We start from the raw sequence: 23,258 nt of genomic DNA on the forward strand, positions 1-23,258 counted from the left end.
CGGACAGTTTAAAAAAGCGCCTATGCAGCTAATAAGTGGCCCAGGTATTGTACCGGGGTCATTTTATTTAAGCCCCATTGATAACGGTGATGGTTATATTCTTCGATTACTCGATCTACTTCTCTCTTAACCTCTTTTAAATTATCTAAGGATTTATACTCTGCTAAATCCTTAAAATGTCCAAAGAAGCTTTCCATTGGTGCGTTATCCCAACAGTTTCCCTTTCGGGACATTGATTGAGTTATGCCAAGCTTTTTCACTTTGCTTTGGAATAGAGGATGCGTATAGTGGACACCTTGGTCAGAATGTAACATGGCTTCTGGGTGAAAATGATTGCTGACAGCTACTTTTAACTTTTTTAACGTCTTATAGACGATATCCATCTCTAAAGATGTGGACAAGTGGTACGCAATAATTTCCCTTGTAGCTCCATCCTTTACGCAAGATAAATATGCTTTTTGACCCTTTCCAAAATAGAGATAAGTAATGTCAGTAAGCAGGACTTTCCCTGGTTCTTCCTGATTGAATTCTCGGTTAAGAAGGTTAGGGCAGGTTCGATGTTCCTGGGTTGCCTTGGCCATCTTACGATAGGGATTGGCCTTCCTTACTTTGGTTACAAGATTATATTTTGCCATTAGACGCCTAATTTTTTTGTGATTCATTATGGCTGTATAATCATTCTCCATAATCATTTTAATCTGGAGGGCACCTACTTTTTCCTTTTTGCTAATGAAAATTTCTTGGATTAACTCTATATCCAATTCATCCTGCTCGTCACGTTGTGCACGTAAAGGTGCAGCCTTCAACCAATCATAGTAGCCACTACGGCTTACACCTGCCAGTTTACACAGGAAGGAAACAGCTTTCTTTAACTGATGTATTCTTAACGTTTTCTCGATTAGAGAAAACTTTTCAGCTGCCGTTAAAATCGTTTCTTCTTCAGCGCCTGCCTTTCTAACTCTTCCAGCTTTTTTAGGAAGTCATTCTCTGCCTCAAGGAATTTAATTCTTGCCTCAGCTTTTCGTAATTTCTCTTCCACGGAAAGATGCTTTGAAGAAGGGCGTCCTGTACTCCCTTTGCCTCTGCGTTCTGTAAGGAAACCATCCTCTCCAAACCTTTTATACGAATCCCTCCAACGCCTAAGACAACGTTTAGGTTGATCTTTACCGATCATGTTGAGGTCAAAGCCATGTTCAATAAAGATTTGTGATGGTGTTTTTCCACTTTTGTAATCCGTAACTGCTTTTACCTTAAATTCCGGACTATACGAGATTGACCTTTCAGAAACGCTCACAACATTAGGATTCTTCTCAAGCTCTTTAATTTGGAATTCATTATAAATATTCTTACTCATGATAATCCTCCGCCCATATTCATTAAATCTATTGAAACACAAAAAACCCCGGATAGGGGCACTTTTTTATCAGTGTCCGTTATCCAGGGTATAGTTCAATCAAACGAGCAGAGTCTTTTTTGTTTGCTATTTTGTCGTCGCTGAAAAGGAGATAATCCTTTTGTTTAAAGTAAAGAAAGCATTCAATTTTGATGGGTGTCCAGCTCCAGGCGCCATCGGCTCGAGGTCACAAGCCATCCATCCAAAAGGTCAAAGAACAACCTTTCGGCTGGCTCGTCTTGTGCTTGTCGCCTAAGGCTGTGCGCCTTACGCATTTCTTATTTACCGAGGAGGGTTGCTGACTAACGGTCCTGCCCCGAATGGATATTCATATTCGATTTCCTCATCAAATGTTACATAGTCGAGATAGACCATTGGCAGTAGTATACGCTGGCCGGTTTGCGGGTCAGAAAGGATGAGGTGATCCCGCCCTGCAGCTTCAATAATTCCTTTGAAAATCTTGGCATTCCATTGTGTGTTGTTTTCAAAGGTCGCATACACAGTAGCAAGCTTTCCTTTATTCAATCGTAAAATATTTTCAATATACGATTCCTCTATTGGCAGCTGGCCACCTGGACCAGGCGCCTGGGGAACCTGTTGCTGTTGAAACCCGGTTGGTGGCACAGGTGGCACACCACCACTGGTTGCCGGTGGGAATGCGCCTTGGGCACCAAAGCTTGGTGTGCTTGTTGGGTACCCGGTCATTTGACCTCCTGCCCCGCCATATGGTGAGTAGCCTTGAGGATATACTCTGTAATCCAAGTAAGGATTTGAATAACTCAATTAATTTCCCTCCTAAAAAGCCATTTTTAAAAATAAAACAAAATCACTAATTAAATAATATGAGGCAGTTGGAAAATTATGATTGAACCACTATTTTTCATTGGACTGGATGGAAAGGCAGTGTTAAACCATTAAGGTTAACTTTTTAATTTAATTATTGCCACAATTTTGATTTGTGTTATAATTAGCTTGTTTTTATTAATAACTATTTTTTACATAATCACTAGGGGATCCCTTGATAAGGGCTGAGAATAAAGTAGTTTACTTTTAAACCCTCAAAACCTGAACAGGTTCGGACCTGCGTAGGGAAGTGGCGCATACTTTTGTGCGTGTTTCTTTGACGTGCAACGGATATCAACCACTTTCCTATCGGGAGAGTGGTTTTTTTATTTTTTGGCTTTTAAATTTGTCTGTTGCTTTCCGCTCCAGGTGCTCCAATCAACAGAGTTCTCAAAAATCAACAGTGCTTTAACAAAGTCATTTTTTGAAATTTTTAGATAGGGAGGTGTTGGGGTGAAATGTATTGCTGTAACGGATGACCGGCATTCCGTGACCGAGCTTGTGAAGATAATTGTTCAAATACAGGACTATGTTGATTTTGTCCATATCCGTGAAAAGGGAAAATCAGCGTCTGAGCTAAGTGAGCTGCTTGACCGGTTAATAGAAATCGGAGTGACACCTGGAAAAAATCGTCTTAAATGACCGTTTGGATTTGGCGTTGCTGTTTAACATTCCAAACGTCCAGCTCCCAGGTCATGGGCTTCCAGTGGCGCTCGTTAAAAATATGTATCCACTTTTAACCGTCGGACGATCTGTTCATTCGTTTGAAGAAGCGAAACAGGCAGAAATCGATGGTGCAGATTACGTTGTTTATGGTCACTGCTTTGAAACGAATTGTAAGCGTGGTAAACCAGCCAATGGCTTAACGTTACTGGAGGAGATGGTCAAGAAGCTTTGTATTCCGGTTTATGGAATTGGCGGGATTACACCAGAGCGGGTTGGGCTAATGCAGAAAGCAGGTGCAGCGGGTGTGGCGATGATGTCTGGCATTTTTTCAAGCATTGCTCCAGCCGATACTGCACGACATTTATTTGAAAAAGTAAGGAGAGTTAGCGATGAAAACAAGTTTTGATGTAGCGGTAATTGGTGGTGGCATTATTGGAGCGTCCATCGCCTACCATCTTGCCAAGGAAAATATGGATGTAGCTGTATTTGAAGCTGATCGGATTGGCAGAAAGGCGACCGGAGCAGCAGCCGGAATGCTTGGCGCTCACTCTGAAGCGGATGATCTTGAGCTCTTCTACCCGTTTGCCCGAGAAAGCCAACTGGCCTATGCAAGTCTAGAGAAAGAGGTTCACGAGCTTTGTGGGCTTGATTTTGAGGTAAAAGAAGGCGGAATTTATAAATTAGCCTATTCTCAATTGGAAAAACAAGCGCTCAGTGGGGCTCTTTCACTGCCAACGGTGGATTGGGTTGATGCTGCCGAAGTACATAAAGCAATACCAGAGGTCAGTGAAACGATTATCGGGGCCGCCTACATTCAGGATGATGTTAATTTGATTCCTAATTCAGTTGCGCGCGGATTTTGCCGTAGTGTTCAAGTTCTGGGTGGTTCAATCTATGAGTATACGAAGGTCGAGGGGATCGAGCGTTGTGGCACCGGTTACGAGATTAGCACAACAAGAGGAAAGTTTCATACACAGTATGTCGTCGTCGCTAGTGGTGTATGGAGCAGCCCATTCTTTAAGCAGGCTGGATTTGATCATCAGCTTTACCCAATCAAGGGGGAGATTATCTCAGTTAAGAGTGATCAGCTGGCGCTTAAAGCGACGATTTTTCATAATGGCAGCTATATTGTACCGCGTCGTGATGGCACGTTTGTGATTGGGGCAACAATGGTAGCAAATGACTGGAGTGAGCAATGTACGATTGGTGGAATTGAGGCGCTTATCACCAAGGCTAAATTGATGCTGCCGGGTGTGACCGATATGCGCTTGCATGATTTTTGGGCAGGATTGCGTCCGCAGACCTTTGATACGTTGCCATTTATCGGCAAGCATCCAGACCATGACGGCTTGATTTTTGCAACAGGTCACTCTCGAAACGGTATCCTACTTGCTCCGGTTACGGGAATGATGGTCCGCGATTTACTGCTAGGCCGAGAGGTAAATCCAAAATGGGTCGAGGCGTTCAAGCTGGAACGCAGCGAATCTGTATACGCATAAAGGGGGAATGGGCTTCAATGGTGAATGAAACGGATTTAATCAAAAAGGTTCAGTTAAATGGAAAGATTGTCGAGCTGCCAGAACAGGTTACGACTGTTTGGGATTTACTAGCATTCTATCAGCTCGAAGATCGAATTGTTGTCGTCGAGTTAAACAAAGAGATTGCTGTAAAAGAAAACTATCGTATCACCCCAGTTGTTGCGGGCGATGTCATTGAAATCATCCATTTTGTAGGAGGCGGTTGAGTATGTTGAAAATTGGAAACCAAACGTTTAAATCGAGATTGCTGCTAGGAACAGGGAAATATCCATCCTTTGATATTCAGAAGGAAGCGGTCGAGGTATCAGAAGCAGAAATCCTGACCTTTGCCGTGCGTAGAATGAATATTTTTGAAGCTTCGCAGCCTAATTTTCTCGAAATGCTAGATTTACAGAAATATAAGCTATTACCGAATACGGCTGGGGCAAAAACAGCGGAGGAAGCTGTTCGAATCGCCAGACTAGCAAAAGCATCAGGACTGTGTGACATGATCAAGGTCGAGGTCATTGGCTGTGATAAGTCGCTCTTGCCAGACCCAGTTGAAACATTAAAAGCATCAGAAATGCTTTTGGCCGAGGGCTTCATCGTCCTCCCTTATACGTCGGATGACGTAGTCCTTGCGCGACGCTTAGAGGAGCTTGGCGTTCATGCGATTATGCCTGGGGCTTCACCCATTGGTTCTGGCCGTGGCATTATGAATCCGCTCAATCTGCAATTCATCATTGAGCAGTCCTCTGTTCCCGTGATTGTCGATGCCGGAATTGGCTCACCTAAGGATGCGGCCTTTGCGATGGAGCTTGGTGCAGATGGTGTTCTGTTAAACACAGCAGTATCAGGTGCAAACGATCCTGTGAAAATGGCGCTGGCGATGAAGCTTGCAATCGAGGCTGGCCGTCTTGGTTTTGAAGCAGGCCGTATTCCTGGAAAAAATTATGGAGTTGCGAGCAGCCCTTTGTCTGGGATGGTGACATCTTGAGCGACCGCTATAAAAAGCAAGCATTATTTATAGGTGGAACCGGTCAAGAGAAATTGCAACAGGCTCATGTATTGGTGATTGGTGCTGGCGCACTCGGTTCAGCGAGCTCCGAAATGCTCGCGCGAGCCGGAGTCGGACAGCTCACGATCGTTGACCGTGATTATGTGGAGCGGAGCAATTTGCAGAGGCAGCAATTGTATACAGAAAAGGATGCTGCTGAAAAATTACCAAAGGCAATTGCCGCGAAAAATCGATTGCAAGAGATAAATAGTGAGATTGAGATTGAAGCTATCGTAGCGGATGTGAATGCTCAAAACATCGAAGAGTTTTGCAGGGGTATATCGGTGATAGTCGATGGAACAGATAATTTTGAAACAAGGTTAATCGTCAATGATGCCGCGATCAAATACGAAATCCCGTTTGTGTTTGGGGCGTGTGTTGCAAGCTACGGGCTTACCTTCCCGATTATCCCAGGAAGAACTCCGTGCCTCCATTGCCTAATGGATCATTTGCCAGCCCAAGGGATGACATGTGACACGGTTGGGGTAATCAGCCCAATCGTCCAGCTCGTCGCCTCTTACCAAGTGACACATGTGTTTCGGCTTGTCACCGGTGCCGATTTTAGCCCGGTGTTACAGTCGTTCGATATTTGGAAGGGCGAAAGCTCACAAATCAAAATTGGAGCCTTAAAAAATAAAAATTGTCCAACCTGTAGTCTAGATGCGAATTTCCCGTATCTATCATTTGATAACCAACAGAAGACTGATGTTCTCTGTGGCCGAGATGCCGTTCAGCTGCGACCTGGGTGCTAAGCAGCAAGTACAAGAAATGGCTTTAGACAGTTTAGCAGAGAGCATTGCGGGTGTTGCTCGTGAGGTTGTCACCAATCCTTATCTGCTAGCATTCACCTTTGAAGGTCATCGAATCGTCTTCTTCCGCGATGGTCGGGCGATCGTTCACGGTACCAACGACCCAATTCGAGCTCGAGCGATTTATAATAAAATAATAAGCTGATGGATAAACTAACCAGCAAAAGAGCAGTGAGAATTTAATTCCACTGCTCTTTTGTTTTCTTAAAAAGGCAATATTAAAGAACTTTGTTGATTTTTGTGCATCAGTTGATTGGAGCGGAAGGTGCGAGACTCCCCTGCGGAAAGGGAACACCTGGAGCGGAAATCAACAGACTAATTAAACAAATCATTATGGTAATACTACCCTTTTTTGGCTCCATAAAGTTGTCATTATTTTTTTATAAAAATTAACTAGCAATAATTATATGTAACCGCTATAATTAAATTATGAAACACCGTTCCACGATGTGAAACAAAAACAGAAATGTAAACAATAGATATAAAGGAGTTGTAGATTATGGAAATAAGATATTCAACACATCCTGATCATGCCAAAACTTTTACAACAGACGAACTTCGCAAGCACTACCTTGTTGAAGAGCTGTTCGTACCAAATGAAATCAAATTAACCTATACCATGGAGGACCGTACGATTATCGGTGGCATTACTCCAACAGAAGAGGTCATCTCATTAAAAGGCTACGATGAAATAAAAGCAGATTACTTCTTAGAACGAAGAGAAGTTGGAATCTTTAACGTTGGCGGAACAGGGGTCATTACAGTAGATGGCGAGCAATATGTCATGGACAACAAGGATTGCTTGTATATCGGGTTAGGAAAAAAGGAATTACTTTTCGCAAGCGAGTCAGCTGAAAACCCAGCTAAATACTATTTGTACTCTGCGCTGGCTCATAAAGAGTATCCGACCCAACATGTTGCCTTTAAGGATATCGAGGGAGATCGTTTAGGTTCATTGGAAAATGCAAACGATCGTGTGATTCGTCGGATGATTCATCTTGAAGGAATTCAAAGCTGTCAGGTTGTAATGGGCATGACTCAACTAAATACAGGAAGTGTATGGAACTCAATGCCAACACATACACACAACCGCAGATCTGAAGTCTATCTTTATATCGACTTAGATGAAAATGCGAGAATGTTCCATTTTATGGGTGAGCCAACAGAAACTCGACATCTTGTGATGAAAAACGAACAAGCTGTCATTTCTCCACCATGGTCGATCCACTGTGGCAGCGCAACAAGCAATTATACTTTTATTTGGGCAATGGCAGGGGAAAACAAAACTTACACTGACATGGATGCTGCCCCAATGGATGTTTTAAGATAACAAACGGTCAAAGCTCGAAAGAAATAATTTTTAGCTTAAAAGCTGTGTTAAAGAACGTTTTTGATTTTTAAGCACTCTGTTGTTTGGAGCGGAAGGCGCGAGACTCCTGCGGGAGCAGCAGTTCACGGGAGACCCCACAGGCGCTAAGGCGCCGAGGAGGCTCCCGGACTGCCCGCGGAAAGCGAGTGCCTGGAGCGGAAATCAACAGACAAATTTAACAAAGCAAACTTACAAAAAATAACATAATGAGGTGCTAGCAAATGAGTTTACAAGATTTTAACCTAGATTATTTCAAACTAACAAACAAGGTTGCCATAGTGACAGGAGGGAATACTGGTCTTGGACAGGGTTACGCTGTTGCCCTTGCAAAGGCTGGTGCTGATTTATTCATCGTCTCTCATGATACTGTTTGGGATGAAACGAGAGAATTGATTGAAGAAGCAGGCAGAAAGGTTCATTTCTTCCAAGCTGACTTAACAGTAAGAGAAAATATTAAGAGTATTGTTGATGAGTGTCTAAGTGTTTACGGAAAAATTGATATCCTTGTCAACAACGCCGGAACAATTCGTCGTACTCCATTACTTGAATATAAAGCAGAAGACTGGGACGCAGTAATGGATATTAACCTAAACGCTGTATACTTCCTTAGCCAAGAGGTTGCCAAAGTAATGGCAAAGCAAGAAAGTGGAAAAATCATCAATATTGGTTCAATGCTATCATTCCAAGGTGGAAAATTTATTCCTCCATACACTGCAAGTAAGCATGGTGTAGCTGGAATTACAAAGGCATTTGCAAATGAATTAGGAATCCATAATATCCAGATTAATGCGATTGCACCAGGATATATTGCGACTGCAAATACGGCTCCAATTCGTGCAGATGAGCAACGTAATGCGGAGATTCTTTCCCGTATTCCTGCAGGAAGATGGGCAGATCCTTCTGACTTGATGGGTGTTGTTGTATTCCTATCTAGTAAAGCTTCTGATTATATGAATGGACATATACTAGCAGTTGACGGTGGCTGGTTAGCTCGTTAATGCCAAGGAAGGGCTGGTTCCAATGATCGTTGGTAGATTAGTAGACCTACTAGACAGTCAAGTTTTTACGGAAGAATTGCACGCAAAGCTACAATTGTTGAAAGACGTTGATTTTTCAAAGTATCCTGCTGGACGTCATGAATTAGATTCGGAATTATTCTTTTTCCTAAATGAATATGAAACAAAGGAAGCTGGTGAATGCTATTGGGAAGCTCACCGAAAATATCTAGATTTTCACTTTATTCTTGAAGGTAAAGAAAATATCGCGGTCGATCATATACAACATCAAAAGGTGAAGGAAGAATACAACGAAGAAAAAGATGCCATTTTTTTGACAGGTGATGTAAGCACTGTAATCACCATGAATCCAGGAGATGTTATGATCTGTTTCCCTGAAGATTCTCATATGGCTGGAGTTATTGCCAGCAAAAAGCAAAATGTAAGAAAAGTAGTGTTAAAAGTTAAAGCTTAAGAAACCAATGAGGGAATCCCCAGAAACTGGGGGGAACATTGGAAAAAAAGAAGAAGCGAAACAAAGGGTCGAAAATGAGTTAGAAGATGCAAGAAATGAAAACGCTTGTATTCGCAAAAATTACCAGTAAACGCATACGCACAGAATGAAAATGATGATCAATCTACCATGAAAAATTTTAAATTTACCCATTTTAAATCGAAAGGTAAGGTAGACAATATGAAAATTATGAAGACCATTGAAAAGATCCCTGGTGGCCTTATGCTAGTTCCCCTATTCCTAGGAGCGATTATCCATACATTTGCTCCAACATCCTGGAGAGTATTTCGGATCATTTACAAACGGATTGATGACTGGTACAGTTCCAATTTTAGCAGTATGGTTTTTCTGTATGGGTGCTGGCATCAATATTAAAGCGACAGGTACAGTATTAAGAAAGTCAGGAACACTTGTTTTAACAAAGATTGCTGTTGCATGGGGAGTTGCCCTAATTGCATCTCAGTTTATGCCAGAAAACGGAATCCAAACAGGCTTCTTTGCTGGATTCTCCGTTCTAGCATTAATTTCAGCAATGGATATGACAAATGGCGGTTTATATGCATCAATCATGCAACAATACGGTTCAAAAGAAGAAGCAGGGGCATTTGTCCTAATGTCACTTGAATCTGGTCCACTTGTTACAATGCTTATTCTGGGCTCTACAGGCTTAGCAGCTTTCCACCCACAAGCTTTTGTTGGTGCGGTCTTACCTTTCTTAGTTGGATTTATCCTTGGGAACTTAGACACTGATTTACGTGCATTCTTCAGTAAAGCAACACACACAATGATTCCGTTCTTTGGTTTTGCTTTAGGTAACTCAATTGATCTAGCAGTTATTGCGAAAACAGGTCTAGCTGGAGTTTTACTAGGAGTTCTAGTTATTATCGTTACAGGAATTCCATTAATGCTTGCTGATAAATATATCGGTAAAGGGAATGGTACTGCTGGGCTGGCTGCATCAAGTACAGCTGGTGCTGCGGTTGCGAATCCAATGATTATTGCAGAAATGAAACCAGAATTTCTTTCTGTTGCTCAAAGCGCGACAGCTTTAGTAGCTGCATGTGTTATTGTAACAGCTATATTAGTACCGATTTTGACAGCTTATTGGTCTCAATATATGAAAAAGAAAAACGGAGATTCTCTTGTGAAAACTGAGGAAGAAGCCACTGCTTGATAATTAAAACAAGAGAGACATATGCATGGTATGTCTCTCTTTCTATTAATAGGAGGATCGATATGAGTAGAATCATGACTGTGGGAGAACCGATGGCACTATTTGTAGCGGATCGAGAAGGTTCATTAGAAGAAATCGAACGTTTTGACCGTTATGTAGCCGGGGCAGAGGTTAACTTCTCAATCGGGATGTCGCGTTTAGGACATCAAGTTACGTATATTACCCAACTTGGGGCGGATCCATTTGGAAAATATATTGAAAAATTTCTTCAGCAAAATAATATTGATACAACCTTTTTAACATATGAGTCCAACTATTTAACAGGCATGATGTGGAAGCAAAAAGTAGTTAGTGGCGATCCAGAAGTATTTTCAGCCCGTAAGAATTCAGCTGCTTCCCATATGGGTTTGGATACAATTGCAGATTTGAACTGGGATGGTTTTGACCATATACATTTGACTGGGATTCCACCTGCATTGTCAGCTAGCTGTCGTGAGATGGTCTACAAACTAATGGAAGAAGCCCGCGCTAGAGGTGTTTTAATTTCTTATGATCCTAACTTGCGTCCAGGCTTGTGGGCTGACAAGCAGGAGATGGTTAGAGTAATTAATGATCTTGCGAGTCGTGCTGACATTGTTCTTCCGGGATCGAGGAAGGAAGGCTGTTAACGGGGAAACAAGAGGCAAGTGAAATTGCTGACTACTATCATTCATCAGGAGTGAAAACCGTAGTGATTAAGCTCGGAGCCAAAGGTGCCTTCACAAGCTCGGAAGGTATGCAATTCTACACCGAGGGTTTCCCTGTTGAGCGAGTTGTAGACACGGTTGGGGCTGGTGATGGATTTGCTGTTGGAGTAATCAGTGGGATTCTTGAAGGTCTACCATTGGAAGAGGCTGTAAAGCGAGGCGCTGCGATTGGAGCACTAGCCGTAATGTCACCGGGAGATAATGATGGCCTGCCTGATAAAAGCGGTTTAGAAGAATACATGCAGGGCAAACTAGTGAACCAGTAACAACTGATATTAGGAAGTGTCTGTGTTAAAGAACCCTGTTGATTGGAACGGAAATCAACAGACAAATTTAACAAAGCAAAAAAATAAAAAAGGTATTCTCTAATTAGAGAATACCTTCTATTATCAAGAACCAGTGTAGCCTAGATTCCTTGAGATGGCTATACTATACTCTTTTCCTTTTTCAATCAGTTTGTCGTCAATCAGGTCCATTGTTACGCGATTGCTTGGTCCCGAAATACTGAAGCTTGCGATGATTTTACCGGTATGATCATAGATTGGAGAGGCAATGCATCTTAATGCAGCTTCATTCTCGGAATTGTCTAGGGCAAAACCTTGTACTTTTACCTTTTCAATTTCATTAATAAAATCTTCTTTAGAAGTGATCGTTGTAGGAGTCTTCGGAATGAAGTCTATTTTTGAAACCATTTCATTAAAATCGTCTGGATTCTTACCTGAAAGTAAGACTTTTCCTACTGCAGTGCAATACATAGGTGCACGGCTACCTATGCGGGAATACATGCGGATGGTTTGATTGCTTTCGATTTTATCAATGTAGATAACTTCTCCGTTGTCCTCGATGCATAAATGCACGGTCTCATTAACTTCTTGACTTAGTTTTTCTAAGTATGGTTTTGCTATATTTACGATATTCGAGTTATTTAACAGATTTCTTGAAAGGAAGAGGACTTGTAAACCGAGTTTATACTTATCTGTTTCTTCATCTTTCACAACATAATTCATGTTCGCTAAAGTAGCTAATAATCTATGAATCGTACCTTTTGTTAATCCAACCTGCTCAGCAAGGCGTGAAATCTGAATGCCATCTGGATATTCAGAAAGTTTATTTAATATAGTTAGGGCTCGTTCGAGTGATTGAACATTAGACATTCGTATTCTACCTCTTTTGTTTTAGTTATTTTATGATAGTAGAGCCAATTTTAAAACGCCGTTCTATAGTATAACGGTATGTTAAATCTTTTGTAAAATCAAGTATAGAATTGTCAATAAAAGGTACAGTTAATTGAAAAGTGGAGGTCAATATGAAAAAAATAAAAATTTTATCAAAAATTGCAGAATGTGGTGTAGTAGCCGTAGTAAGGGCAGATTCAAAAAAAGAAGCTGTTGCGATATCTGATGCATGTGTAAAAGGCGGCATTAAAGGAATAGAAGTTACATTCACTGTTCAAGGTGCCGATGAAGTGATTAAAGAGCTAGCAACCTTTTACGCACAGACTGATGACGTCGTAATTGGGGCAGGTACAGTACTCGATGCAGCAACAGCAAGAATTGCTATTCTAGCAGGTGCGCAATTCGTTGTGAGTCCTGCATTTGATGAGGAGACAGCAAAGCTGTGTAACCTATATGGAATTCCCTACATGCCTGGCTGTATGACAATCACAGAAATGAAACGGGCATTAGAAGCGGGAGTCGACATCGTTAAGCTATTCCCTGGTAGCGCATTTGGTCCAGACTTTGTGAAGGGTGTGAAAGCACCACTTCCACAGGTGAACATCATGCCAACTGGTGGAGTCGATTTAGATAATATCGGTCAATGGATCAAAAATGGCTGTGTGGCTGTCGGTGTAGGTGGAAACTTAGTTGCTCCAGCGAAAACAGGTGATTATGACAAAATTACTGAATATGCAAAACAGTATATTTCAAAGGTTCAAGAGGCCAGAGCTTAACTCAAATAGTATTCAGAACAATGCCTTTACTGCCATCTTTGCAGCAGCAATAGCATAAGTTTAACTCAAATAGTCTTCAGAAGAATGGCCCTGTTGTGAAGCGGCATATCTCAAAAATAGGAGGATTAACATGATACCAACTAGTTTAAAAGATACAACTACATTACACAACGGTGTGAAAATGCCGTGGCTAGGATTAGGAGTATTTAAGGTTGCCGATGGTCAGGAGGTTGTCCAATCTGTTGCAGCCGCAATAAGAAATGGATATAAGAGCATCGATACGGCAGCTTTTTATCATAATGAAGAAGGTGTCGGTCAGGCTATAAGAGAATCTGGCGTTCCCCGTGAAGAATTATTTATTACAACGAAGCTTTGGAATGCCGATCAAGGATATGAATCCACTCTAGCGGCTTTCGAAAAAAGTCTTAACAAGCTAGGTCTAGATTATTTGGACCTCTATTTAATTCATTGGCCTGGTAAGGAGAAATACAAAGAGACATGGAAAGCATTTGAAAAGCTATACAAGGATGGCCGAGTGCGAGCAATTGGCGTAAGTAATTTCCTTGTTCATCATTTAGAAGATTTATTGAGTGAAGCAGAGATTAAGCCGATGGTTAACCAAGTTGAGTTCCATCCTCATTTGACACAAAAAGATCTGCTAGCATTTTGTAAAAAAGAGGGAATCCAAATGGAAGCTTGGTCGCCATTAAAACAAGGACAGCTCCTAAACGAGCCGCTTCTTGAAGAGCTTGCTGAAAAATATCAAAAATCTGTTGTTCAAATTATTCTGCGCTGGGATCTACAACATGGGGTCGTAACCATTCCAAAGTCTATTAAAGAATCACGCATTATTGATAACGCAAAAGTGTTCGATTTTGAATTATCTGCGGAGGACATGGAAAGAATCGACGGATTAAATCAAGACAGCCGCGCAGGCTCTCATCCGGAACACAATGAGCCTTGGCTTTTAATTGCAAGAAGGCTGCAATCCATTTAGGGTTGCAGCCTCCTTTGCATTATTTATGGGCTCGAGCTATTAATTTACGTGAAGAAATTTGCCTACTGCATCATCTTCTAAAATATTTCCGACGAAGAATGCACCAAATTCTCCATAACGTGCGCTCACTTCATCAAAACGCATTTCATATACGAGCTTTTTAAATTGAAGGACATCGTCAGCGAACAAGGTTACGCCCCACTCGTAATCATCGAAACCAACAGAGCCAGTGATGATTTGTTTAACTTTGCCTGCATATTTACGGCCAATCATACCGTGGCTGCGCATCATGCTGCGGCGGTCCTCCATCGGTAGCATGTACCAGTTATCATTGCCTTGGCGGCGTTTATCCATTGGATAGAAACAAACGTATTTATTTTTAGGTAAAATCGGATATAGTCGTGCAAGAACCTGTGGGTTTTGGTATGGATCCTCATCAGCAGGTAAATAATTGCTCAATTCGACCACCGATACATAAGAATGTGCTGGAATTGTGTATTCCGCCAATTTTGTTTTATTGAATTCGGTTTCAATTTCATTTAACTCTTCCATTGTTGGACGTAAAATCATCATCATGAAATCCGCCTTTTGCCCAACAATCGTATAAAGAGCATGGCTGCCTTCTTTGTTAGCCTGAGTCGTATTCCATTTTTCAACAAGCGCTAAAAATTCATGAATCGCAGTTTGGCGCTCATCACTTGATAACATTTTCCAGGTTGTCCAATCAACCGTACGGAAATCATGCAAACAATACCAACCATCAAGAGTTTGTGCTGCTTCACTCATTATTTATTCACTCCTAAAGCGTTTCTAAATTTTCTCAACAATACTATATCACAGTTTAGCCCGGACACATACGAATAAACACTATTGATTGTGGAAAATGTCACAGTTTGTCAGTTGAAGGGTGAATTTGGAATTGGAGAAGGATGGAAAATGGGTTGTTTTTATTATTCTTACAATTAAAAACGTTGTGAATAAAACAACTTTTTTAAAGTAAACGGTAGCATATTGAATTTAGAATTGGGAAGAGTATTCTTAAATAGAGAGTTTTTCTAGGAGGGTAATTTTTAATGGCAGATTTATTTACTGATTTAAAAGCAAAAGTCTCAGGCCGTGACCTGAAGATTGTGTTTCCAGAAGGTCTTGACGAACGAATTTTGAAGGCTGCAGGCCGATTGGGCGCTGAAAAGGTGTTAACACCTGTTTTAGTTGGTGATATTGAGCAAATTCAAGCAAAAGCAGCTGAACTTAATGTTTCATTAGAAGCTTGCGAAATTTATGATCCAAAAAATTACGCAGATATGGATGCATTAGTTGCGTCCTTCGTTGAACGCCGTAAAGGCAAAGCAACCGAAGAAGATGCTCGCAAAATTTTACTGGATGAAAACTACTTCGGTACAATGCTTGTACATACGAACAAAGCTGTTGGCCTAGTAAGTGGTGCAATCCACTCTACAGCTGACACAGTTCGCCCAGCACTTCAAATCATTAAAACAAAACAGGGCGTTTCAAAAACGTCTGGCGTATTCATCATGGTTCGTGAAGATGAGAAATACGTATTTGCTGATTGCGCGATTAACATCGCACCAGATAGCAATGATTTAGCTGAAATTGCGATTGAAAGTGCGAAAACAGCTGAGATGTTTGATATCGAGCCACGTGTAGCGATGTTAAGTTTCTCAACTAAGGGCTCTGCAAAATCACCTGGAAACAGAAAAGGTTGCGAACGCGCTTGTAGTGGCTAAAGAGCGTGCACCTCAATTAGTTATTGACGGTGAATTCCAATTTGACGCAGCGTTTGTTCCGTCAGTTGCGAAGGCAAAGGCTCCAGGCTCTGTGCTTCAAGGTGATGCGAATGTATTCGTGTTCCCTAGCCTAGAAGCAGGAAATATCGGCTATAAAATTGCGCAGCGTTTAGGTAACTTTGAGGCAGTTGGTCCAATTTTACAAGGATTAAATCGCCCAGTTAATGACCTATCTCGCGGCTGTAACGAAGAGGATGTTTACAAGCTCGCGTTGATTACAGCAGGACAAGCGTTAGATCAATAAGTAATGAGAGGAACCAGTTTTCGGACTGGTTCTTTTTTGTTGGGTGGGTGTTGAGGGGAAGCTATTGTGCAGCGAATGATTGGGTGAGTGACATTATCCACATTGACCGATAAAATTGGAAATGCGACCGATAAAAAGTTCGAAGCGACCGATAAATTTCCAAATGCGACCTGGTAAAATCAGAAAGGCGACCGGGTAAAATTGGGACGGACTAGATTCTAGGGTATGACATTATCCACTTTGGCCGGTAAGATCAAAAATAAGGTCGATAAACTATGAAATAAGGTCGATAAAATGAAATTAGGGCCGATAAATCCCCAAATAGGGCCGATAAATCTTTCTTGGCCAGTGCAGAATCTCCATGTTTGCCGATTAACGCTCCACTCACCCCATATTTTTAAGCCCCCACCTTATCTGTGGTATAATAACCACAAAAAAAGGAGCCAAAACATGCAACTATTGAACCAGCCCCAGTGGCGAATCATTGATCAGTCCGGATTAGGTCCGCAATTTGATGCATTACAGTCGTTTGCGATGGATGATACATTGTGTGCCTCGGTCGGAGCCGGAAAGTCGCCTGCGACGGCAAGAGCATGGGTTCACCATCAAACGGTCGTGCTTGGAATACAAGATACGAAGCTCCCTCACCTTGCAGAAGGACTACAATATTTAGAAGACCAAAACTATCATTATATTGTCCTGGAATTCAGGCGGCTTAGCCGTTGTACTCGATGAAGGTGTCCTGAACCTGACGCTTGTTTTCCCTGAAGCTGAAAAGGGAATCGATATCAATCGAGGCTATGAAACAATGTGGCTCTTAATCAAGAAAATGTTTGCTGATTTTCCGTCGCACGAGATTGAGGCCAGGGAGATTACGGAGTCTTATTGCCCAGGAAGCTTTGATTTGAGTATTAGTGGGAAGAAATTTGCGGGAATTTCGCAGCGTCGCCTACGTAATGGCGTCGCTGTTCAAATATACGTCTGTGTATCAGGAAGCGGAGCCAAGCGTGCAGAGCTCATTAAGAACTTTTATGAAAAAGCAAAACAGGAGGAGCCAACTAAGTTCACTTATCCAAATGTCAATCCGAACGTAATGGCATCCCTAACTGAATTATTCGGCGAAGAACTAACGGTCTCGGATGTAATGGTCCGATTTTTAAAAGCATTAAAAGAAACAGGTGGAGAAATATACTCTGGTCAGCTGAGCGAGGATGAAATCCCACCGTTTTCTGAGTATTATAAGCGAGTGGTCGAGCGCAACGAGAAAATGCTCGGGGAGGGCTAGTTATGGGGGTCTGACCTCAAGAACCCCAAAATTGCTGAAGTCGCCTCCACCTGGAAGCGACTTCGTTTAATAGATGCGTTGCCTTGTAACCTATCTCCCTTGAGCAAGCGCCTTCCGCTTTTCTACTTGTCTAGCTCCAGCGGCTAGAGGCTCGGGGTCATAAGCCAATCTGGCCAGAAGGTCAAAGAACGACCTTCCGTCCGGGCTCGTCTTATGCCTGTCGCCTCTGAGCAAGCCGCTTCCGCTTTTCTAGTTGTCTAGCTGCAGGCGCCAGCGTCTAGTGGACTTCGCCCATCTCCCTACGATAAGTCAACATCGAATCGCTCTCGCTCTTCGTGTTTCCTTTATCTCAGTCGATGTGCTCCAGTCCATACGCCGCTGAACGGCGCCTTCCGCTTTTCGTTTATTCCGCGAGTTTTTCGAGGTTTCCGTTTCGGTCCATTTTGAAGGTGGTTTGCGGGCGGTCTTCTTCCTCGAATAGGACGAGCTTGCGAGCTCTGTTCATAATTTTCATCAAGGTTTCATAGTCTTCTTGAATAGTTTCTGTATCTTGTTCTAGATGATTGATCTTACCATTAAGCTCTTGATTTTGTTTTCTTAAATCAGAGATTTCACGCTTTAATCTTTCATTCTCACTTTTTAATATATCAACCTGATAATTTGAATGATTTAAGCTTTGTAAATAAGCGATGACCATATCCATTGTGAGTGTTCTTGCTTGTGGAACCGGCGTTGCAACAGGGATCCTTTTTTCTGGTGTTTCAATGTCTAAGCTCTCATCACTACTAGTTTGTCCAGCTTGGTCAGTATCGAAAGAACCATTTAGGGCTGCTTTCTCTAAATTGGCAAACTCTAGTTCCATCTCATTGGCAAATTCTTCGATTCCACTGGAATGAATGATTTGTGGCTCGAAATCACTAACCTGTACGGCTGGTGGTGTGTATAGCAGCTTCTTCTTGCCACTTTGATCCTTACCAAGAACTCTTTGACGCTGTTTTCGTTGTTTTTTTGCTAAATCTAATGCTTTTTCGTATTGATGGCGGACAACTGCATTCCAGCGGAAGCCACATGCAGCCGAGGTGCGATTAAGCTTATCGCCAACCTCCTCAAAGGCATTGAGCTGGGTACTTCCCTCTCTAACATGCCTTAGCACTGTTTCTGCGAGTAACAAATCATTTTCATCCGTCCATGCATCTTGACGTATCTTCATATTCTCAACTCCAAACATAATAATAAAATAAAATTTTAAGATGATAATTATATGATTCCCTTTTTTTTCAAGTTCTATACAAAAGGAATGAAAGGATAGTAGATTTTTGCATATATTTATATATTGGTTTTAATAAGTGACCAATAAACTAGAAAGGACTTCGACTTGCATTAGCATAAAAGAAACTGTAAAATACATTTGAATTTGCTCATTGCATGGGAAAAATAATACAATCGATATAGTAATCGATTTAAATAATTTTTGAATGAAGAAAGGGTTGTCCTAAATGGCAAACGAATTTCGAGTTTGCGACGATTGTCAGGCAGTGAATATAAAAACGTTAATACCACGCTTGAAGCAACTTGACCCAGAAGCGAAAATTGAAGTCGGCTGTCAGTCGTACTGTGGTCCCTGCCGCAAAAAATCATTCGCATTTGTTAATAATCGTCCGCTAGCTGCAATAACAGAAGATGACTTAATCGAGAAAATCGAGAAAAAGTTAAAATAAAAAATCGAAACCAAGGCACCAACAATCGTTTCGAATAACATGCACTTCACCTTCGATGGAAATCTAAGGTGATTTTTATTTTTACTAAAAATTTGTCACTGAATCTTTAATGAATTGCTGGAAAAAAACGACTATAATAAAAGGAAGTTATTTACGAAAAGGGGTCAACAATGGAGTATGGTGCGGAGAAATTAAATGAGGAAAAGGTATTTAAGGATCCCGTTCACCGCTACGTTCACGTTCGGGACAGAGCGATTTGGGATTTGATTGGCACGAAGGAATTTCAACGATTACGAAGAATCAAACAGCTTGGAACCACGTATTTAACCTTCCATGGTGCCGAGCATAGCCGATTTAACCACTCTCTTGGCGTTTATGAAATCATTCGCAGAATAATTGATAATGTATTTGAGGGACGTCCGGAGTGGGATGAAAAGGAACGCTTGCTGTCCTTATGTGCAGCCCTGTTGCATGACTTAGGGCATGGTCCCTTCTCTCATTCGTTTGAAAAGGTGTTTGATTTTGACCATGAGGAATTTACTCAGGCAATTATTTTAGGCAATACGGAAGTGAATCAAGTATTGAAACGGGTTAGTCCTGATTTTCCAACGAAGGTCGCCGAGGTTATTGCCAAAACGTATTCTAGTAAGCTTGTTATTAGTTTAATTTCTAGTCAAATTGATGCGGATCGGATGGATTATCTGCAGCGGGATGCTTATTTTACAGGGGTAAGCTATGGCCATTTTGATATGGAGCGGATTTTGCGCGTCATGCGCCCGCGTGAGGATCAAGTGGTGATTAAGCATAGCGGGATGCATGCTGTTGAAGATTATATTATGAGCCGTTACCAAATGTACTGGCAAGTGTATTTCCACCCTGTCACCCGCAGCGCAGAAGTGATTTTAACGAAAATCCTGCACCTGGGCTAAGGAGCTCTATGAAAATCATTACAGCTTCCGCCATGAACCGGTCCACTTTATTTCATTTTTTCATAATCAAGTAACGTTAGAAGACTACTTAAAATTAGATGAATCAGTCATTCTGTTCTATTTCCAACTATGGCAGGATGAGGAGGATACGATTCTCAGTGATTTGGCACGCCGTTTCATGAATCGTAATTTATTTAAATATGTTGAGTTTGACCCAGCCAAGGAATATAAGAAGCTCTCTGCGCTATCGGATCTGTTTAAGAAAGCAGGCCTCGATCCTGACTATTATTTGGTCGTTGATTCTTCGTCCGATTTGCCTTATGATTTTTATCGGCCAGGGGAAGAAGAGGAGCGCTTGCCGATCCACCTTCTGATGAAAAACGGTGAACTTCGCGAGCTATCACGTGAATCAGAGATTGTCGATGCGATTTCTGGAAAAAGAAGAACGGACCACAAACTCTACTATCCAGCTGATTTACTCGATGATCTCACCACCAAGAAAAACATAAAAAAGCAAATCCGCGAATTGCTAGCACAGTAAAAGTATGATTTGTCTCGATTGATTTTATATACAAAGTTGATAGGAGCGGAAGGTGCTCGACTCCTGCGGGAGCAGCGGGAAAGGTGAGACCCCACAGGCGCAAAAGCGCCGAGGAGTAGGAAAAGCGGAAGCGGCTTGCCCAGGGGCGACAGGCATAAGACGAGCCGGCATGAAGGTTGTTCTTTGACCTTCTTGACGGATTGGCTTATGACCCCAAGCCCCTAGCCGCTGTAGCTAGACAGGCTCAGCGCCCGCCCCGCGGAAAGCGAGCACCTGGAGCGGAAATCAACCTTTGGTGTGCAAGAAAATAAACCCTCCATTAAGAACAATAGGAGCTGACTTGTTTTGTTAAAAGACCATGCCAAAATAATCCATGCTATTTCCGTTTCCGGGAAATTATCGGACGGAAAAAATTGCAAAAGATGATCTATATCGCGAAAAAAATCTCGTTTCCATTTCAAGAACGGTTTCAGTTCCATTTTTATGGTCCATACTCTGAGGAATTAACATTACGTGTCGAAGAGCTTTGCAATATGGGCTTTCTCAATGAAATCAAGGAGAAAAAGGGCGGCTACTATCAATACCGCTACCAGCTCACCGATTCCGGAAAAGAGTTTTTAAGTTTAAATGAAGTGGATATGCCAGCTTTGCCTGACTGTCTTGGCGATATGAACGAGCAAAATGCTAGATTTTTGGAGCTTGTTTCAACGGTTTTATATTTTAATAACCTTCCTAAAGAAGAGGTCCAAGAGAAGGTTTTTACGTTAAAAAGCAAACAGCGTTATACCATTGAAGAAGTGGATGAAGCCTATGCCTACATTGACGCACTGACAGAAAAAGCTAAGCACTAGGATGCTTAGCTTTTGTCATATAAAATAATGTGTGAGCGAGAGCTTAAACTTTAGCTGTTTTACTTATCGCTTAAGCGTGTACCTGCAACAGCATAATGATTTTTAGACATTTCTTCGATAAAAACAACGATGTTTTCCTTTGGTGCATTTACTGTTTCGCTTACAGCTGCTGTCACCTTTTCAACTAATGCCTTTTTTTGTTCTTCAGTACGACCTTCTAACATTTTCACTGTTACGTATGGCATTTGTACTCTCTCCTTTGTTTTGAAGTCCCGTGCAGTTTGGCCTGGAAGTAACGTCACCTAGCTTGGATATGTTACTTTATCGTATGTAGTTTTTCATATTTTCAGTCATTAAGCAAGAGTCTAACCAACATTTTTCACAATCAGTACCATTTCATGTATACTCAAACTATCTGAACAGGAAAGCTGTATGGAAGAAGGAGTTGAGAGCTTGGACCAATTAGCACGTTTTTTACAGTATCGGCTAGAGGAATTTCCCTATGTTATCGTTACACTAATCATCGCTTTTTCCGTGCATGAATTTGCGCATGCGCTTGTTGCTTATAAATTTGGTGATTCAACTGCGAAAAATCAGGGGAGATTAACGCTGAATCCTCTCAAGCATTTAGATCCGGTTGGCACGATTCTTATTTTTTTCGCAGGGTTCGGCTGGGCTCGACCCGTTCCCGTGAATCGCTTTTTCTTTAAAAACCCGCGTTTAGCAGGAATATTGGTTTCCGTTGCGGGTCCGCTCAGTAATTTGCTGCTTGCTGTTTTGGCTTATTTGGCTTGGTACAGCATGCTCGCATTTGGTATAGCTGAGAATATGCAACTGGGTCTCATGGATTTCTTTAATATTTTTATTCAATTAAACATGGTCTTGTTTGTATTCAATCTGCTGCCGTTTCCGCCTTTGGATGGTTACCGAATTATCGAGGATGTCGTTCCGAACCATATTCGTCCTCGCTTAACACAATATGAATCATACGGGGTGCTTATTTTTTTAATCCTGGTGGTAACACCGCTTTACCAATATACGATTTACCCAATCATGAACATTGTGATCCCGTTTTTCGCAAACGGATTAAATGACTTCTTTTCAGGATTGTTTTCATAGTTCAAGACGAGGATGATTGGAGCAAGCAATATTTACAATGCATAAGTTTAAGGGGGTAAAAGGGATGGAAGAAAAGAAAAAGAAGCCAATCGGCTTTAATATTATTAAAAACGATCCAACCGAAGGACATGGTGGTTATGGCGCGGGCACGCTCAGCCTTGATAATATTTCGCCTGTCATCATCGATGTTGACGCTGGTGAAGCTCAGGTCGATGTCGGCGCGATGCATGCTCGCAGTGTCGTTGAAAAGGGAATTAAATTCCTACCGAATAAGGATGAGGTGCCAAATGGCAAGCCGTATTGGCTCGTTTGGGTCACGATTGACCGCAAACAGGAAGGACCGTATTATGCAGGTGTAACAGCATGTGAAATGACAGTGGACCGCACAATTCGCCGCGGCTATAAATCATTGCCGGAGCATGTGAATCGTATGGATAAGTCATTAAAGCGCCATATCATCGTCGATCACATGGATGCCAAATCAAAGGAAATACTAGCAACATTTTTGCAAAATCATAATCAAGCAATGTGGGAAAACTCTTCCCAGCAACTAAAAGATGGTCTGGCTAAATAAGAATTTTTTTTGAACAAATATCTTGCCAGTTTTGGATAAAAATTGTAAAATAGTGACGAACGTTACGAGAAATGAAGCTAGGACACGAAAAACCCCGGATTTTATCCTGGGTTTTTTGTTGGGGAAAAGGTATGATGGCTAAATACCTAAAGCCCTAA

Annotated in this window: 21 protein-coding genes, 6 pseudogenes and 1 riboswitch; of the genes and pseudogenes, 21 read left to right on the forward strand and 6 right to left on the reverse strand. The window is 41.7% G+C overall.

Translation table 11 applies throughout. The features are described 5' to 3' along the window. Nucleotides 1-20: 20 nt before the first annotated feature. Nucleotides 21-1,354, reverse strand: a protein-coding gene (locus RGF10_RS01615) for an IS3 family transposase (protein WP_318506702.1) whose coding sequence is annotated in 2 segments (ribosomal slippage) — nt 21-982 and nt 982-1,354 — 1,335 coding nt in all. Because the reading frame shifts where the segments join, the coding sequence is not laid out codon by codon here. A gap of 321 nt (nt 1,355-1,675) precedes the next feature. After that, the gene (gene gerQ / locus RGF10_RS01620) at nt 1,676-2,176 is read right to left on the reverse strand and encodes a spore coat protein GerQ (protein WP_318506704.1); all 501 of its coding nucleotides are present in this window, start codon (nt 2,174-2,176) and stop codon (nt 1,676-1,678) included. A gap of 215 nt (nt 2,177-2,391) precedes the next feature. Further along, a riboswitch (TPP riboswitch) is annotated at nt 2,392-2,502 on the forward strand. A gap of 187 nt (nt 2,503-2,689) precedes the next feature. Between gerQ and RGF10_RS01625 the strand changes: the two genes are divergently transcribed. The 12 genes and pseudogenes from RGF10_RS01625 to RGF10_RS01680 all read left to right on the forward strand — a co-directional run bounded on the left by RGF10_RS01625 (nt 2,690) and on the right by RGF10_RS01680 (nt 11,349). Beyond that, nucleotides 2,690-2,878 (forward strand): beta/alpha barrel domain-containing protein, encoded by a 189-nt coding sequence (locus tag RGF10_RS01625; protein WP_318506707.1) that lies wholly within the window; start codon nt 2,690-2,692, stop codon nt 2,876-2,878. A gap of 16 nt (nt 2,879-2,894) precedes the next feature. Beyond that, a complete protein-coding gene (locus tag RGF10_RS01630) occupies nt 2,895-3,308 on the forward strand; it encodes a thiamine phosphate synthase (protein WP_318506710.1) in 414 nt (137 codons plus the stop codon). Then, nucleotides 3,292-4,401, forward strand: a complete 1,110-nt coding sequence (thiO, locus tag RGF10_RS01635) for a glycine oxidase ThiO (protein WP_318506711.1) — start codon at nt 3,292-3,294, stop codon at nt 4,399-4,401. Before RGF10_RS01630 ends, thiO begins: the two co-directional genes overlap by 17 nt. A 17-nt stretch (nt 4,402-4,418) precedes the next feature. After that, nucleotides 4,419-4,646, forward strand: coding sequence for a sulfur carrier protein ThiS (thiS, locus tag RGF10_RS01640; protein WP_318506714.1), 228 nt, complete (start codon nt 4,419-4,421; stop codon nt 4,644-4,646). Continuing rightward, entirely contained in the window at nt 4,643-5,416 is a 774-nt protein-coding gene (locus RGF10_RS01645) for a thiazole synthase (RefSeq protein ID WP_318506716.1), read from the forward strand. Before thiS ends, RGF10_RS01645 begins: the two co-directional genes overlap by 4 nt. After that, nucleotides 5,413-6,430 (forward strand): annotated as a pseudogene (locus tag RGF10_RS01650) (ThiF family adenylyltransferase). The gene RGF10_RS01645 and the pseudogene RGF10_RS01650 overlap by 4 nt, the downstream one beginning before the upstream one ends. Before the next feature lie 354 nt (nt 6,431-6,784). Further along, nucleotides 6,785-7,615 carry a 5-dehydro-4-deoxy-D-glucuronate isomerase gene (gene kduI, locus RGF10_RS01655; RefSeq protein ID WP_318506719.1) on the forward strand — a complete coding sequence of 277 codons (831 nt, stop codon included), beginning with the start codon at nt 6,785-6,787 and terminating at the stop codon, nt 7,613-7,615. A 260-nt stretch (nt 7,616-7,875) separates the two neighbouring features. Next, nucleotides 7,876-8,652, forward strand: coding sequence for a 2-dehydro-3-deoxy-D-gluconate 5-dehydrogenase KduD (kduD, locus tag RGF10_RS01660; RefSeq protein ID WP_318506722.1), 777 nt, complete (start codon nt 7,876-7,878; stop codon nt 8,650-8,652). Nucleotides 8,653-8,674: 22 nt separating this feature from the next. Continuing rightward, entirely contained in the window at nt 8,675-9,124 is a 450-nt protein-coding gene (locus tag RGF10_RS01665) for a NanQ anomerase/TabA/YiaL family protein (protein ID WP_318506726.1), read from the forward strand. 219 nt (nt 9,125-9,343) lie between these two features. Next, nucleotides 9,344-10,337 (forward strand): annotated as a pseudogene (gene kdgT, locus RGF10_RS01670) (2-keto-3-deoxygluconate transporter). A gap of 62 nt (nt 10,338-10,399) precedes the next feature. Then, a complete protein-coding gene (locus RGF10_RS01675) occupies nt 10,400-11,005 on the forward strand; it encodes a sugar kinase (protein WP_318506728.1) in 606 nt (201 codons plus the stop codon). Between the two features lie 23 nt (nt 11,006-11,028). After that, the gene (locus RGF10_RS01680; RefSeq protein ID WP_318509293.1) at nt 11,029-11,349 is read left to right on the forward strand and encodes a carbohydrate kinase family protein; all 321 of its coding nucleotides are present in this window, start codon (nt 11,029-11,031) and stop codon (nt 11,347-11,349) included. Between the two features lie 123 nt (nt 11,350-11,472). Here RGF10_RS01680 and RGF10_RS01685 read toward each other — a convergent pair whose 3' ends face one another. Then, on the reverse strand, nt 11,473-12,237 hold the full coding sequence (locus RGF10_RS01685) for an IclR family transcriptional regulator (protein WP_318506730.1): 765 nt from the start codon (nt 12,235-12,237) through the stop codon (nt 11,473-11,475). Nucleotides 12,238-12,389: 152 nt separating this feature from the next. Here RGF10_RS01685 and RGF10_RS01690 point away from each other — a divergent pair, with 152 nt between their 5' ends. Together RGF10_RS01690 and RGF10_RS01695 are read left to right on the forward strand one after the other, a co-directional pair. Continuing rightward, nucleotides 12,390-13,034, forward strand: coding sequence for a bifunctional 4-hydroxy-2-oxoglutarate aldolase/2-dehydro-3-deoxy-phosphogluconate aldolase (locus RGF10_RS01690; RefSeq protein WP_318506732.1), 645 nt, complete (start codon nt 12,390-12,392; stop codon nt 13,032-13,034). A 133-nt stretch (nt 13,035-13,167) separates the two neighbouring features. Further along, nucleotides 13,168-14,031 (forward strand): aldo/keto reductase, encoded by an 864-nt coding sequence (locus tag RGF10_RS01695; RefSeq protein ID WP_318509295.1) that lies wholly within the window; start codon nt 13,168-13,170, stop codon nt 14,029-14,031. Between the two features lie 39 nt (nt 14,032-14,070). Here RGF10_RS01695 and hemQ read toward each other — a convergent pair whose 3' ends face one another. After that, nucleotides 14,071-14,817 carry a hydrogen peroxide-dependent heme synthase gene (gene hemQ, locus RGF10_RS01700; RefSeq protein ID WP_318506734.1) on the reverse strand — a complete coding sequence of 249 codons (747 nt, stop codon included), beginning with the start codon at nt 14,815-14,817 and terminating at the stop codon, nt 14,071-14,073. Nucleotides 14,818-15,104: 287 nt separating this feature from the next. Between hemQ and pta the strand changes: the two are divergent. Both pta and RGF10_RS01710 read left to right on the forward strand, forming a co-directional pair. Continuing rightward, nucleotides 15,105-16,083 (forward strand): annotated as a pseudogene (gene pta / locus RGF10_RS01705) (phosphate acetyltransferase). 450 nt (nt 16,084-16,533) lie between these two features. Continuing rightward, a pseudogene (locus RGF10_RS01710) lies at nt 16,534-17,368 on the forward strand (biotin/lipoate A/B protein ligase family protein). Between the two features lie 403 nt (nt 17,369-17,771). Here RGF10_RS01710 and RGF10_RS01715 read toward each other — a convergent pair. Next, nucleotides 17,772-18,578, reverse strand: coding sequence for an RsfA family transcriptional regulator (locus RGF10_RS01715; protein WP_318506736.1), 807 nt, complete (start codon nt 18,576-18,578; stop codon nt 17,772-17,774). A 286-nt stretch (nt 18,579-18,864) separates the two neighbouring features. Here RGF10_RS01715 and RGF10_RS01720 point away from each other — a divergent pair, with 286 nt between their 5' ends. The 3 genes and pseudogenes from RGF10_RS01720 to RGF10_RS01735 all read left to right on the forward strand — a co-directional run bounded on the left by RGF10_RS01720 (nt 18,865) and on the right by RGF10_RS01735 (nt 21,407). Further along, nucleotides 18,865-19,086, forward strand: a complete 222-nt coding sequence (locus RGF10_RS01720; protein WP_318506737.1) for a YuzB family protein — start codon at nt 18,865-18,867, stop codon at nt 19,084-19,086. A gap of 170 nt (nt 19,087-19,256) precedes the next feature. Beyond that, a pseudogene (locus RGF10_RS01725) lies at nt 19,257-20,556 on the forward strand (HD domain-containing protein). A 345-nt stretch (nt 20,557-20,901) separates the two neighbouring features. Then, nucleotides 20,902-21,407, forward strand: a pseudogene (locus tag RGF10_RS01735) (YwgA family protein). 59 nt (nt 21,408-21,466) lie between these two features. On the opposite strand, the gene RGF10_RS01740 reads toward RGF10_RS01735, so the two are convergent. Beyond that, nucleotides 21,467-21,652, reverse strand: a complete 186-nt coding sequence (locus tag RGF10_RS01740) for a 2-hydroxymuconate tautomerase (RefSeq protein ID WP_318506738.1) — start codon at nt 21,650-21,652, stop codon at nt 21,467-21,469. 187 nt (nt 21,653-21,839) lie between these two features. Here RGF10_RS01740 and RGF10_RS01745 point away from each other — a divergent pair, with 187 nt between their 5' ends. Together RGF10_RS01745 and RGF10_RS01750 are read left to right on the forward strand one after the other, a co-directional pair. After that, nucleotides 21,840-22,526, forward strand: a complete 687-nt coding sequence (locus tag RGF10_RS01745; RefSeq protein WP_318506740.1) for a site-2 protease family protein — start codon at nt 21,840-21,842, stop codon at nt 22,524-22,526. A 64-nt stretch (nt 22,527-22,590) separates the two neighbouring features. Next, complete coding sequence (locus tag RGF10_RS01750; protein ID WP_318506741.1) at nt 22,591-23,100, forward strand: YwhD family protein; 510 nt, start codon at nt 22,591-22,593, stop codon at nt 23,098-23,100. Nucleotides 23,101-23,258 lie beyond the last annotated feature (158 nt).

This window comes from Bacillus sp. T3 (genome assembly GCF_033449965.1).
Classification (GTDB): domain Bacteria; phylum Bacillota; class Bacilli; order Bacillales; family Cytobacillaceae; genus Bacillus_BU.